At 74.5% G+C, this 13,300-nt stretch carries 10 protein-coding genes; 6 read left to right on the plus strand and 4 right to left on the minus strand.

Going from position 1 to position 13,300, the window contains the following annotated elements; translation table 11 throughout:
- Positions 1-60 precede the first annotated feature (60 nt).
- From NT8_RS02155 to NT8_RS02170, 4 genes are all read right to left on the minus strand, one after another.
- Positions 61-1,278, minus strand: coding sequence for a PadR family transcriptional regulator (locus tag NT8_RS02155; RefSeq protein ID WP_084468575.1), 1,218 nt, complete (start codon positions 1,276-1,278; stop codon positions 61-63).
- Positions 1,275-2,129: a DUF4097 family beta strand repeat-containing protein gene (locus NT8_RS02160; protein ID WP_067963598.1), complete on the minus strand. Its 855-nt coding sequence runs from the start codon at positions 2,127-2,129 to the stop codon at positions 1,275-1,277. The genes NT8_RS02155 and NT8_RS02160 overlap by 4 nt, the downstream gene beginning before the upstream one ends.
- Positions 2,130-2,354: 225 nt before the next feature.
- The gene (locus NT8_RS02165) at positions 2,355-2,540 is read right to left on the minus strand and encodes a DUF6104 family protein (RefSeq protein ID WP_067963601.1); all 186 of its coding nucleotides are present in this window, start codon (positions 2,538-2,540) and stop codon (positions 2,355-2,357) included.
- A 2-nt stretch (positions 2,541-2,542) separates the two neighbouring features.
- Positions 2,543-6,217: a multifunctional oxoglutarate decarboxylase/oxoglutarate dehydrogenase thiamine pyrophosphate-binding subunit/dihydrolipoyllysine-residue succinyltransferase subunit gene (locus NT8_RS02170; protein WP_067963604.1), complete on the minus strand. Its 3,675-nt coding sequence runs from the start codon at positions 6,215-6,217 to the stop codon at positions 2,543-2,545.
- 725 nt (positions 6,218-6,942) lie between these two features.
- Here NT8_RS02170 and NT8_RS02175 point away from each other — a divergent pair.
- The 6 genes from NT8_RS02175 to NT8_RS02200 all read left to right on the plus strand — a co-directional run bounded on the left by NT8_RS02175 (position 6,943) and on the right by NT8_RS02200 (position 13,261).
- Positions 6,943-7,842, plus strand: coding sequence for an SDR family oxidoreductase (locus NT8_RS02175; protein ID WP_067963608.1), 900 nt, complete (start codon positions 6,943-6,945; stop codon positions 7,840-7,842).
- Between the two features lie 200 nt (positions 7,843-8,042).
- Positions 8,043-8,429, plus strand: a complete 387-nt coding sequence (locus NT8_RS02180; protein ID WP_174549506.1) for a BlaI/MecI/CopY family transcriptional regulator — start codon at positions 8,043-8,045, stop codon at positions 8,427-8,429.
- An 81-nt stretch (positions 8,430-8,510) separates the two neighbouring features.
- Positions 8,511-9,689 (plus strand): pyridoxal phosphate-dependent aminotransferase, encoded by a 1,179-nt coding sequence (locus NT8_RS02185; RefSeq protein ID WP_084468576.1) that lies wholly within the window; start codon positions 8,511-8,513, stop codon positions 9,687-9,689.
- 106 nt (positions 9,690-9,795) lie between these two features.
- On the plus strand, positions 9,796-11,097 hold the full coding sequence (locus NT8_RS02190; RefSeq protein ID WP_067963618.1) for an SUKH-4 family immunity protein: 1,302 nt from the start codon (positions 9,796-9,798) through the stop codon (positions 11,095-11,097).
- An 81-nt stretch (positions 11,098-11,178) separates the two neighbouring features.
- Positions 11,179-11,799 (plus strand): class I SAM-dependent methyltransferase, encoded by a 621-nt coding sequence (locus tag NT8_RS02195; protein ID WP_067963699.1) that lies wholly within the window; start codon positions 11,179-11,181, stop codon positions 11,797-11,799.
- Between the two features lie 142 nt (positions 11,800-11,941).
- Complete coding sequence (locus NT8_RS02200) at positions 11,942-13,261, plus strand: M16 family metallopeptidase (RefSeq protein WP_067963621.1); 1,320 nt, start codon at positions 11,942-11,944, stop codon at positions 13,259-13,261.
- Positions 13,262-13,300: the final 39 nt, after the last annotated feature.

Below are 13,300 nucleotides of genomic sequence, written 5' to 3' on the forward strand. Positions count from 1 at the left end.
GCCGCCCGGTACCGGGCGGCGCCTCCGCCGTCATGTGCTCTGCCGTGTCCTCCGGGCGGCTCAGGCGCCCGGACGCGGCTCCTCGGGACCGGCGTCCGGCCGGTCGGCGGAGCCCGCGTCCGCGCGCTCGGCACCGGCCGCGTCCCCGGTGCCGTCCCCGGGGGTGTCCCCGGCCGCGTCCCCGGTCCCGGCGGTCCCGTCCGTGCCGCCGTCCTCGTTGACGGCGGTGGCCCAGGAGTCACCGGTGGGGCGGGGCGCCTCGGCGGCGGGTCCGGGCTTGGGTGCGGTGGTGGTCCCGTCCGTGGTTCCGTCCTCGTTGACGGCGGCGGACCACGGGTCGCCCGTGGGGCGGGGTGCCTCGGCGGCGGGCTCGGGCTTCGGGGCGGCCTCGGGCTCCGGTGCGGCAGCGGGGCCGGCCGCCTCGCCGGACCCGGCCGACCGGTCCCCCTCCTCGTCCTCGCGCGGCCCCCAGGAGCGCGCGTCGCGGCGGATCACCTCGACGGTCTCGTCCAGGATGCGGCGCAGGTCCCGGGCGGCGGACTCGCCGACGTGGCCGGCGTCGCGGACCACGTCGCGCACCCGCTCGGTGAAGTCGCGCAGCGCGTGCTCGAACTCGGGGCGGTGCTCACCGGCGCCGCGCCGGGTCCAGCCCGCGCCGAAGGCGCCGAACCCCTGGGCGAAGCGCTCCCAGTCGCGCTCCCACCAGGCGCCGGAGCGCTCCCGCTCCCCGCCCGGGGCCGCCCCGGACCCGTCGGCGGTGCCGTCCGCCGCCCCGGCGGCGTCCGCGGTGCCGGGGGCGTCCGCCTTCTCCCCGGTGGCCTGACCGGTGTCCGCGCCGCCGGCCGCCTTCTCCCCGGAGGCGCCGGAGGGCGCCGCGCCGGGGCGCGGGCGGCGGCCGCCGCCCGCGGCGAACTTGAGCTCCTCGCGCAGCGAGCTGATGGTGTCGCGCACGTCCTCGCGCACCGCGCGGGCCACGTCGCGCACGGAGTCGGTCAGCTCCCGCTCCAGGTCGTGGAGGTCGGCCTCGCGCCGGTGCAGCTCCGCGCGGCCCTTGTCGGTCAGTCGGTAGACCTTCCGCCCGTTCACCTCCTCGTGGGTGACCAGGCCCTCCTCCTCCAGGCGGGCGAGCCGCGGGTAGATGGTGCCGGGCGAGGGGGAGTAGACGCCGAGGAAGCGGTCCCGCAGCAGGCTGATGATCTCGTAGCCGTGGCGCGGGCTCTCGTCCAGCAGCTTCAGCAGGTACAGCCGCAGGCGGCCGTGGCCGAAGATCGTGCTCATCGGTTCCCTCCCGGGATCGCGGCGGGGGCGTCGCTCTCGCGGCGGAGCAGCGAGACGCGCCCGGAGACGGTGGTGGCGGAGACGTCGGCGGGGTCGATGCCGCTGCCGATCTTGCCCCCCAGGCGGCTGCGGCCGCGCGCGTCGCGGCGGTCGAGCGTGAACGCGGAGTCGAGCCGGCCGGTGGCCGACCGCAGCTCCACGCCCGCGGACGTCTCGGCCGGCAGCCGCAGCGCGACCTCGCCCGAGATCGACGCGAGCCGGACCCGGGCCGACGGCGCCAGGTCGACGTCGGCGAGCAGCCCGCCGGACGCCGTCTTGCCGGCGAGGTCGGAGAGCCGGCCGCCCGCCACCCCCAGCTGCCCGCTGACGCTGCCGAAGCGCAGCCCCCCGCCGGCGTCGCGGACCGCCGCGTTGCCGGAGGCGGTGGTGACGTCCACCTCGCCGCCCACCCCGTCGAGCGTCACGTCGCCCGTCGCGGTGCGGATCTGGGTCTTGGCGGCCAGCCCGGCCGCGACCACCGGGGCGGAGAGGGTGGTGACCTCCACCGGGCAGTCGCGCGGCACCCGCAGGTTCACCGTGGCCGACCGGCGGGCCACGTCGCGGTAGCCGGAGAGCTGGATCGGGCGGAGCCGGTCCATCAGCCCGCTGCCGGTCAGGTCCTCGTAGGTGATGGCGAGGATGCCCGCCTCCTGGGTGACCTGCACGGGGCCGCCGACGATGTCGGCGATCTCGAAGGTCACCGGGTCGTCGGTGGGAAGGATGTTGACGATCCCGCCGACCACGCGCACACGCAGGGCCACGATCCCGTCGAGCGTGCGTGTCGTCGGCTGGTCGATGGTCCAGCGCGCCATCGGTTGCCCTTTCGCTTCGAAGTGCTGATGGCATTCACGATATGTCGCGTACTCGGGGACTTCAAGATATGTCGCGTTGAATCCGGGACGGGCCCGGGTCGACCCCGGTGCGGCCCGGGGGCGCCCCCGGGCCGCACCGGGGTGCCCGCGGGGACGCGGAAGGGCCCCGGCCGGTCGGCCGGGGCCCTTCCGCGGGCTCAGCGGGGCGCGGAGGCGCCCCGCCGCTCACTCGTCGTCGTCCTCCTCGTCGTCGACCCGCGCCAGCCAGGTGGCCAGCCGGTCGACGGCGGTCTCGAACTCCGGGTGCAGGTCGGTGAACGTGCGCAGGTGCTCGGCGAGCAGGGCGACGGACACCTGCTCCTCGCCGCGCCGCCGCTCCAGCTCCTCGATCCCGCGATCGGTGTAGTACACGGCTAGTCCGCCGGCGGGAACACGGTGTTGACCAGCGCCTGCTGCTCGACCTCGTGCCGCTTGGCGGAACCGGCGGAGGGCGCCGACCCGGCCGGGCGCGACACCCGGGTGAACGGGCGGTCGAGCTGCTCGGAGAACACCAGCGCCACGAACGGCCACGGGCCCATGTTCGCCGGCTCCTCCTGCACCCACAGCACCTCGCCCGCGTTGGGGAACGCGGCGAGCTGCTGGCGGATCTCGTCGATCGGCAGCGGGTACAGCCGCTCGACCCGGATGACCGCGGTCTGGGTGTCGCCGGTGCTCTTCCGGGCGGCGTCGAGGTCGTAGTAGACCTTGCCCGAGCAGAGCACCACGCGGCGGACGGCCTTGGGGTCGAGCCCCGTGGCGTCCGGGATGATCGGCTGGAACGCGCCCGAGGTGAACTCCGCCGCGGCCGAGACCGCGGCCTTGTGGCGGAGCAGCGACTTGGGCGTGAACACGATCAGCGGCCGCCGGTACGGCGACTTCACCTGCCAGCGCAGCAGGTGGAAGTAGTTCGCCGGGGTGGTCGGCAGGGCGACGGTCATGTTCTCCTGCGCGCACAGCTGCAGGAACCGCTCGATGCGGGCCGACGAGTGGTCGGGCCCCTGGCCCTCGTAGCCGTGCGGCAGCAGCAGGGTGACGCTGGAGCGCTGCCCCCACTTCTGCTCGCTGGCGCTGATGTACTCGTCGATGATGGTCTGCGCGCCGTTGACGAAGTCGCCGAACTGCGCCTCCCAGGCCACCAGGGCCTCGGGCCGCACCACCGAGTAGCCGTACTCGAAGCCCAGCGCCGCGTACTCGCTCAGCAGGGAGTCGTGCACGTAGAACCGCGACGTGCCCTTGTCGAACCGCTTGAGCGGGGTGTGCACCTCGCCGGTGTTGCGGTCGACCAGGGCGGCGTGCCGCTGGCCGAAGGTGCCGCGGCGGCTGTCCTGGCCGACCAGCCGCACCGGGTGCTCGTCGATCAGCAGCGACCCGATGGCCAGGGCCTCGCCGGTGGCCCAGTCGATCTGGTCCTTCTCGACCATCTGCGCCCGGCGCTGCAGCTGCGGCTGCAGGCGCGGGTGCGGGGTGAAGCCCTCGGGCAGGCTCACCTGGGTCTCGATGACCTGCTTGACGACCTCGGGGGTGATGGCCGTGGCCACCGCGGCGTGGTCGATGCGGCCCTCGTCGAACACCTCGGGCTTGATGACCGCGCCCGGCTCGATCGGCTTGCGATCGGCCTCGCGGGTCTCGGCGAAGGCGCGTTCGAGCTGCTGCTGGTAGTCGCGCAGCGCCTGCTCGGCCTCCTCGACCGTGATGTCGCCGCGGCCGATCAGCGCCTCGGTGTACAGCTTGCGGGTGGACCGCTTGGAGTCGATCACGTCGTACATCAGCGGCTGCGTGAACGACGGGTTGTCGGTCTCGTTGTGGCCCCGGCGGCGGTAGCAGACGAGGTCGATGACCACGTCCTTGTTGAACTCCTGCCGGTAGGCGAACGCGAGCTGCGCCACCCGCACGACGGCCTCGGGGTCGTCGCCGTTCACGTGGAAGATCGGGGCCTGCACCATCCGAGCGACGTCGGTGGCGTAGACGCTCGACCGGCTGTCGGCGGGGGAGGTGGTGAACCCGACCTGGTTGTTCACGATGACGTGCACGGTGCCGCCGGTGCGGTACCCGCGCAGCTGCGACAAGTTGAGGGTCTCGGCCACCACGCCCTGGCCGGCGAACGCGGCGTCGCCGTGGATGAGCAGCGGCAGGACGGTGAAGCCCTGCGGGCCCTTGTTGAGCAGGTCCTGCTTGGCGCGGACGATGCCCTCGGCGACCGGGTTGACGGTCTCCAGGTGGCTCGGGTTGGCGGCGAGCGAGATGGCGATCTTCTCGCCGTCGGCCGTCTCGAAGACGCCCTCGGTGCCGAGGTGGTACTTCACGTCGCCCGAGCCGTGCGCGCTGCGCGGGTCGAGGTTGCCCTCGAACTCGCCGAAGATCTGGCCGTAGGACTTGCCGCAGATGTTGGCGAGCACGTTGAGCCGGCCGCGGTGCGCCATGCCGATGACGACCTCGTCGAGCCCGTCGTGCGCGGCCCGGGTGATGACCCCGTCCAGCAGCGGGATCAGGGACTCCCCGCCCTCCAGCGAGAACCGCTTCTGCCCGACGTACTTGGTCTGCAGGAAGGTCTCGAACGCCTCGGCGTTGTTGAGCCGGCGGAGGATGTGCAGCTGCTCCTCGCGGTTCGGCTTCTCGTGGTCGCGCTCGACGTGCGACTGGATCCACTCGCGCTCTTCGGGGCTCTGGATGTGCATGTACTCGATACCCACCGTGCGGCAGTAGGTGTCGCGCAGCACGCCCAGGATGTCGCGGAGCTTCATGACCGGCCGGCCGCCGAAGCCGCCGGTGGGGAACTCGCGCTCCAGGTCCCACAGGGTGAGCCCGTGCTCCAGCACGTCGAGGTCGGGGTGGCGGCGCTGCTCGTACTCCAGCGGGTCGGTGGCGGCCATGAGGTGGCCGCGGACCCGGTAGGCGTGGATCAGCTCCTGCACCCGGGCGGCCTTGTCGAGCCGGTCGCCGTGGCCCTCGGGGATGTCCTGGGTCCAGCGCACCGGCTCGTAGGGGATGCGCAGGGAGCGGAAGATGTCGTCGAAGAAGCCGTCCTCGCCCAGCAGGAGCTGGTGGATGCGGCGGAGGAACTCGCCCGACTGCGCGCCCTGGATGATCCGGTGGTCATAGGTCGAGGTCAGGGTCATGACCTTGCTGACCGCGAGCTGGTTCAGGGTCTCGGGGGAGGCGCCCTGGAACTCGGCCGGGTACTCCATGGCGCCGACGCCCACGATGGTGCCCTGGCCCGGCATGAGCCGCGGCACCGAGTGCACGGTGCCGATGCCGCCGGGGTTGGTCAGGCTGATCGTGGTGCCCTGGAAGTCGGGCACGCCCAGCTTGTTGTTGCGGGCCTTGCGGACGATGTCCTCGTAGGCCGACCAGAACTCCTTGAAGTTCATGGTGTCGGCGGCCTTGATGCTGGGGACCACGAGCTGCCGGGAGCCGTCGGGCTTCTGCAGGTCGATGGCGAGGCCGAAGTTGACGTGCTCGGGCTTGGCAACGCCCGGCTTGCCGTCGATCTCGGTGTAGGAGTGATTCATCTCCGGCAGCGCGGCCAGCGCCTTGACCATGGCGTAGCCGATCAGGTGCGTGAAGGAGACCTTCCCGCCCCGGCCCCGCCGGAGGTGGTTGTTGATGACGATGCGGTTGTCGAAAAGCAGCTTCACCGGCACGGCCCGCACGCTGGTGGCGGTGGGCAGCGCGAGGCTGGACTCCATGTTGGTGGCGGTGCGCGCGGACGCGCCCCGCAGCCGCTCCTCGTTGACCTTCAGCGCGCCGTCGCCGGAGCCGGACGCGCCGGAGTCGGCGGCCGCCTTCTTCGGCGCCGGTGCCGCCTTGGCGGCCGGCGCGGACGCGGCCGCGCCGCCGCCCTTGGCGGCGGTGTCCTTGTCCTTGGCCGGCGAACCGCCGGCCGATCCGTTGGAGGAGGTCGTGGTGGTGCCGGACGTGTAGTCCGCGAAGAAGTTCCACCACGCCTTGTCAACCGAGTTCGGGTCCTTGAGGTACTTCTGGTAAAGCTCCTCGACCAGCCACTCGTTCGGGCCGAAATCTGTCAGGGGTTGAGACGCCTCAGACGACACGGCGGAGATCGCCCTCTTCCGCAGCTCGCTTGTGAATGTGTGTACGCAGAGATGGCCGCTTGCGCGGGCGGGCTGGAAAGATCGGCGGCTCCACAAGGCCACCCTGGACACACGCCCGGTCAGCAATCTCGGGTAACAGGCTAGCCGTCCGGGCATGCCGATGGGGACCCCGGACCGGAACGGGACTGGGAGAAACCTAACAATCCTTCACAAAAACCGGCCGTCCCGTGGCCGCCGCATTGCCTGACGTGGGGTGACGTCCCGGAGGGGGGAGGGCCACCCGCCGGGTCGACCTCCACCATGCCCGCTGCCGGCCGCCGCTAACCGTGCCGCCGCGCGCGGAATCCGCCGGAACCGCGGTCCGGGGCGCGGCGTCTCAGGGGGTGTGCGCGGACCGGGCAGGACGGCCGGCCCCGCGACCGGCGGGCCACGGGGGCTCCGGCGGCCGCGGGGCCGGGCCCGGCCGCGCACGTCCTCGTCCCCGCCGCGGGGCACCGCGGCGGACGCCCCCCCGCCCGCGCGCCGCTCCCCGCCGGGCGCGGCCGCCGCGCCGCCGCCCGCGGACCCCGGCGCGGAACGTATTCTGGCCGCTTGCGGTGCGGCGGCGCGAGGCGCGCGCCCGCCCGGCAAGGGGTACACACCCGAGGAGGACCACCGCGGCCGGCGCCCGGCGCGGCGGTACACGACGCGCGCCCCCGGGCGCACGAGCACGTGGAGGAATGGACATGGCGGAACTGCGGTTCGACGGGCGCGTCGCGATCGTCACCGGGGCCGGGCACGGGCTTGGCCGGTCGCACGCCCTCGAACTCGCAGCGCGCGGCGCGAAGGTCGTGGTCAACGACGTCGGCGCCGCCGCCGACGGCTCCCGGGGCGACGAGCCCGCCCCGGCCGAATCCGTCGCCGAGGAGATCCGCGCCCGCGGCGGCTCCGCGCTGGCCGACGACGCCGACGTCGCCACCGAGGACGGCGCCGGCTCCCTGGTCGACGCGGCGCTCGACGCCTACGGCCGGGTCGACGTCGTCGTGAACAACGCCGGCATCCTGCGCGACCGGTCGTTCAAGAACATCACCGCCGCCGACTGGGACGCCGTGATCGGGGTCCACCTGCGCGGCACCTTCCTGGTCACCCGGGCGGTGTTCGGCCACCTGCGCGAGAACGGGTACGGCCGGATCGTCAACACCACCTCGCCGTCGGGGCTGTTCGGCAACTTCGGCCAGTCCAACTCCGCGGCCGCCAAGATGGGCGTCATCGGGCTGACCAAGACCCTCGCCCTGGAGGGCGCCGCCTACGACATCACCGCCAACGCCATCGCGCCCGTGGCCTACACGCGCCTCACCGAGGACCTGTTCCCGCCCGGCGCCCGCGAGCTGCTCAGCCCCGAACGGGTCAGCCCGCTGGTGGCCTGGCTGGCGCACGAGGACTGCGAGACCACCGGCGAGACCTACTCCGTGGGCGGCGGCCGGGTGGCCCGCGTCTTCGTCGCCGAGGGGCCGGGCGCGGTGCTGGCGGACGGCAGCGCCGAGGCGCTGCGCGACACCTGGCCCGACGTCAACGCCGAGCGCCCCTACGTCATCCCGCGCAACCTCGGCGAGCAGATCGAGGCGCACTTCCAGGGCCTCACCTGACCCGGCCCCGCCGGCCCCCGCCGGGGCCGGCGGAACGGTACCCCGCCCCGACCGAAACCACGGCGCGCGCCCGGTCCCGGCCGTGGAGCCGGACACGCGGGCCCTGCCGGGGCTGCGGATCTGCGTCCTGCCCGCCGTTTCCGCCCGCCGCCGCCCGCCCCGCTCCTAGCATGGCGGCACTGAGGTGGGGAGGCGTGAGGATGAAGGAGTTCGGCGAGCTCGAGGCCGCCATCATGGACGCGCTCTGGAGCGCGGACGGGCCGCTGGTCGTCCGCGAGGTCCGCGCGGCCATGACCTACGACCGCGACGTCGCCTATACGACCGTCATGACCGTGACCAACATCCTCTACCACAAGGGCCTGCTGCACCGCGAGAAGTCGGGGCGGGCCTGGCTGTACTGGCCCCGGGAGTCCCGCGAGGCGCACACCGCCCGGGTCATGAGCGAGGTCTTCAGCGGCTGCGGCGATCGGGGGGCCACCATGCTGCACTTCATCGAGGGGTTCAGCGACGAGGAGATGGCCGGCCTCACCGACGCCCTGCGCACCGTGCGCGCCCAGCGGGCCACCTCGGGCAGCCGCCCCGGGTGAAGCGGCCCCGGTCCCGCCGCGGGCGCGGGCCCCGGGGGTGCCGGACCCGCCGGCCCCGCCACGAGGGCCTATGCTGCCCGTGTGGACGAACCGCTTGTCGCGCGCATGCGCCCCTTCGGCGAGACCATCTTCGCCGAGATGAGCCGCCTGGCCGCCGAGACCGGGGCGGTCAACCTCGGCCAGGGCTTCCCCGACACCGACGGCCCCCGTTCCCTGCTCGACGGGGCCGCGCGGCACATCCTCGGCGGCGTCAACCAGTACCCGCCCGGCCCCGGCCGCCCCGAGCTGCGCGCCGCCGTCGCCGCCGACCGCGAGCGCCGCCTCGGCACCGCCTACGACCCCGACACCGAGGTCTACGTCACCGTCGGCGCCACCGCCGGCATCGCCGCCGCCGTCCTGGCCCTCGTCGAACCCGGCGACGAGGTCGTGCTCTTCGAGCCCATGTACGACTCCTACGCCGCCGTGATCGCCCTGGCCGGCGGCGTCCGCCGCCCCGTGACCCTGCGCCCCGACCCCGGCGACGGCGGCCGGTTCACCTTCGACCCCGCGGAGCTGCGCGCCGCCATCGGCCCGCGCACCCGCATGGTGCTGCTCAACAGCCCGCACAACCCCACCGGCACCGTGTTCACCCGCGCCGAACTCGCCGAGGTCGCCGACCTGTGCCGCGAGCACGACCTGGTGGCCGTCACCGACGAGGTCTACGAGCACCTCACCTTCGACGGCGCCGAGCACGTGCCGCTCGCCTCGCTGCCCGGCATGCGCGAGCGCACGCTGGCGGTGTCCTCGGTCGGCAAGACGTTCTCGGTCACCGCGTGGAAGACCGGCTGGGTGGTCGGCCCCGAACCGCTGGTGCGCGCCGTGCGCACGGTCAACCAGTTCCTCACCTTCACCGCCAACGGGGCGCTCCAGCTCGCCGTCGCCGACGCCCTGCGCGACGAGACCGCGTGGGTGGCCGCCCAGCGCGACGCCCTGCGCGCCAAGCGCGACCGGCTCGCGGCCGGCCTGAGCGCCGCCGGGTTCCGGGTGCTGCGCCCCCAGGGCACCTACTTCGTCATGACCGACATCCGGCCGCTCGGCCACACCGACGGCATCGCCTTCACCCGCGCCCTGCCCGGCCGGGCGGGGGTGGCCGCCGTCCCGGCCCAGGTGCTCTACGACGACACCGAGGCGGGCCGCCACCTCGTCCGCTTCGCCTTCTGCAAGCGCGACGAGGTGCTCGACGAGGCCGTCGACCGCCTCGTCCGCGCCTTCGCCGGCTGAACCCGGCGGAACCCCCGGGCGGCCCGCGGCGTCCGCAGAGGGGCGGCCCCCCACCTCGCCGCCCCGCCGGGCCGCGACCGGCCGCCACCGATTGGAGTGTCCCCACGTGATCACGCGCGAGCAGGCAGCGGCCATCGCGGACGCCTGGCTCAACGGCACCGCACCCGGCCCGCAGCGCCGCGAACCCCGGCTGGACGAGTTCGACCTCGGCTGGATCGTGTCGCCGCCCGCGCCGCCGACCCGCTACGACCCGGCCACCGGCCACCCGCTGCCGGCCGAGCCCGGCGGGTCGCGCGGGGTCGTCGACCGCCGCACCGGTGAGGTCAGCGTCTGGCCCATGCTCTCCCTGGAGCAGGTGGCGCAGATGTACCGCGACCGCCACGGCCCCGCCGGGCCGCCCGCCCCCGAGCCGCCCGCGGTCGGCTCCGGCAACATGGTCGTGTTCACCTACCGCGACGCGTCGGGCGCCGAGACCTACGCCAACGGGCTGTCCGGCCCCGGCACCCCGCCGCCCGAGTTCCGCATCTGGCAGGACCTGCGCGCCAAGGGCGTGCGCGCCGACGACGTGGTGGCGGTCCACTCCGACCTCGCCCCCGCCGACCTGCCCGGCGCCTACCGCGCCAAGTTCCTCCGCGAGACGTTCCGCAACGCCGCCCTCTCCTACTCCCACGACTACGGCCTCACCCGCGACTCCCGCGCCGCCGGCACCGCGGCGCTGGCCGAGCAGGCCGACACGATGCGGCGCCTCACCGGCGGCGAGCCCCGCCCGCACGCCCGGCCCGTGCCGCCCGCCCCGCCCGCCCCCGCCGCGCCCGTCTCCGACGCCGAACTCGGCACCCTGCTCGACGCGGCGTTCCCCGACGTGCGCCGGCACGACCCCGCGCACCTGGCCGCCACGCCGCTGCCCGAGGCCGCCCGCGCCACCCTGGCCACCGCCGGGCTCCCCGCGGTGGTCCCCTTCTTCTTCGCCGCCGACACCCCCGCCAACCCGCCGATCGGCGGGCTGCTCACCGACGCGGCGGCCCACCTGCGCGCCCGCGGCACCGAGGCCCCCGGGCCGGCGCTCGACGTGCTCGCCCACCACGTGCGCATCGGCAGCGACGGCGGTGCCGCGGTCACCGTGCAGTGCGTCGGCGCCGAGGACGGCACCGGGCTCGGCCAGGTCTGGTCGATCGACGTGCGCACCGGCATCGGCCGGTTCGTCAACCGGTCCGTCGCCGGGTTCGGCCGCTGCCTGGCCGGCCTCGCCGCCACCCTGCCGCGGCTGCGCGACACCGACCCCCACACGGCCGGCGGCCTGGTCGCCGGGTTCCAGGACCACCTCGCCGCCGTCGACCCGGCGGCACTCGGCGACCCCGAGAACTGGTGGTCCGTCGTCGTCGAGCAGATGTGGGACGGCCTGCTCTAGCCGCGCCCCGCCCGCGCCCGCCCCCGCCCACCCACGAGAGAGGCCCCCGTGACCCCGACCGACGCGCCCGCCGCGCCCGAGATGCCCGCCGACCTGCTGCGCGTCGCCGAGGCGGCCAAGGGTTTCATGCCCACCGACGAAGGGCTCGCCCTGTTCGCGGCCGCCGCCGGCGCTTTCGCGCTGGGCCCCGTCCTGGAGATCGGCACCTACTGCGGCAAGTCCACCGTCTTCCTCGGCGCCGCCGCCCGCGCCGCCGGCGGGACCGTGGTCACCGTCGACCACCACCACGGGTCCGAGGAGCACCAGGAGGGCTGGGAGTACCACGACCCCTCCCTGGTCGACCCGGTCACCGGCCGCATCGACACGCTGCGCGCGTTCCGGCACACCATGGCGGCGGCCGACCTGGAGCACCGGGTGGTCGCGGTCGTGGGCCGCTCGGCCGACGTGGCCCGGCTGTGGAGCACCCCGCTGGGCATGGTGTTCGTCGACGGCGGGCACACCGAGGAGGCCGCCCAGGCCGACTACGAGGGGTGGAGCCCGCACGTGGCGCCCGGCGGCCTGCTCGCCATCCACGACGTCTTCCCCGACCCCGCCGACGGCGGGCGGCCGCCGTACAACGTGTACCGGCGCGCGCTCGACTCCGGGCGCTTCACCGAGGTCGGCGCCACCGGATCGCTGCGGCTGCTGCGCCGCGCCGGCTGAACCGCGGGCGCCGCCGGCGGACCCGGGACCGCGTCCGGATTCCCGCGCGGATCGGTACGCGCGACGGCCCTTGAGGACATAGGCTCGGTGAGCGCAGGACGACAACAGTGGGAATCACGGCCAGCAAGGGGTGCAAGAACCGGTGACGACCAACGGCGCGGCGGGGCACGTCGAACAGTTCACGCTCGACAACGGACTCCGCCTGGTGACCGCTCCGGCCGCCACCGGCCAGGTGGCCGCCGTCAACCTGTGGTACGGGGTCGGCTCGCGGCACGAGGTCCCCGGCCGCACCGGCTTCGCCCACCTCTTCGAGCACCTGATGTTCCAGGGCAGCGGCACCGTCCGCAAGGGCGAGCACTTCGACGCGGTCGAGCGGCTGGGCGGCGACATCAACGCCTCCACCTCCACCGACCGCACCAACTACTTCGAGACCGTCCCGGAGCACGCGCTCGACCTCGCCCTGTGGCTGGAGGCCGACCGCCTGGCGACGCTGCGCGAGGGCATGACCCAGGAGGTCCTCGACAACCAGCGCGACGTCGTCAAGAACGAGCGCCGCCAGCGCTACGACAACGTGCCCTACGGCACCGCCCTGGAGCGCATCCTGCGCCTCGGCTACCCCGAGGGCCACCCGTACCACCACCCGACCATCGGGTCCATGGCCGACCTCGACGCCGCCGACCTCGACTACGTGCTCTCCTTCCACGAGCGGCACTACGGCCCCGACAACCTGGTCCTCACCGTGGTCAGCGGCCTCGACCCGCAGGACGTCCGCGCCCGGGTCGAGCGCTACTTCGGCGCCATCCCGGCCCGGCCCACCGCCGCCGAGGCCCCCGACGCCACCCTCGACGGCCCCATCGGCGGCCCCGTCCGCGACACCGTGGTCGAGAACGTCCCCGCCCCGGCCGTGTTCCTCGGCTACCGGGTGCCCGCCTACGGCGAGCGCGACTTCGACGTGCTGCACCTCGCCTCGGCCGTCCTCGGCCAGGGCCAGGGCAGCCGGCTCTACCGCCGCCTGGTCGTCGAGCGCGGCCTGGCCGCCGACGACGGCGGCGCGGCCGCCGACCTGCTGCCGTTCCGCTACACCCCCAGCCTGATGCTCGTGAACATGATCGCCCGCGAGGGCGTCAGCGGCGACGACCTCGAAGCCGCCATGGTCGAGGAGATCTCCGCGCTCGCCGAGGGCGTCACCGACGAGGAGCTGGAGCGCGCCCGCGCCGTCCTGGAGCGCGACCACCTCCAGTCGCTGTCGCACCCCAGCGGGCTCGCCGACACCATCGGCAGCTGCACCCAGCTCTTCGGCGACCCCGAACTCGCCTACACCTGGCCGCAGCGGTGGGCCGGCATCACCACCGACGACGTCGTGGCCGGGGCCAAGCGGCTCCTCACCCCGGAGAACCTGCTGATCGTCCGCTTCGACCCCGAGGCGTCCGGCGCCTCCGACGGCGCGGCCGCGGCCTCCTGACGCCGCCCGCCCCGTTCCCGGCCAAGCGAACCCACGTCG

The sequence above is a fragment of the Nocardiopsis trehalosi NBRC 14201 genome, from assembly GCF_001552555.1.
Taxonomy (GTDB): domain Bacteria; phylum Actinomycetota; class Actinomycetes; order Streptosporangiales; family Streptosporangiaceae; genus Nocardiopsis_B; species Nocardiopsis_B trehalosi.

What these genes read in the sequence shown, in the direction of transcription:
- NT8_RS02155 (WP_084468575.1), bottom strand. Translation starts at nt 1,278, where the DNA reads ATGAGCACGATCTTCGGCCACGGCCGCCTGCGGCTGTACCTGCTGAAG.
- NT8_RS02160 (WP_067963598.1), bottom strand. Translation starts at nt 2,129, where the DNA reads ATGGCGCGCTGGACCATCGACCAGCCGACGACACGCACGCTCGACGGG.
- NT8_RS02175 (WP_067963608.1), top strand. Translation starts at nt 6,943, where the DNA reads ATGGCGGAACTGCGGTTCGACGGGCGCGTCGCGATCGTCACCGGGGCC.
- NT8_RS02180 (WP_174549506.1), top strand. Translation starts at nt 8,043, where the DNA reads ATGAAGGAGTTCGGCGAGCTCGAGGCCGCCATCATGGACGCGCTCTGG.
- NT8_RS02195 (WP_067963699.1), top strand. Translation starts at nt 11,179, where the DNA reads ATGCCCGCCGACCTGCTGCGCGTCGCCGAGGCGGCCAAGGGTTTCATG.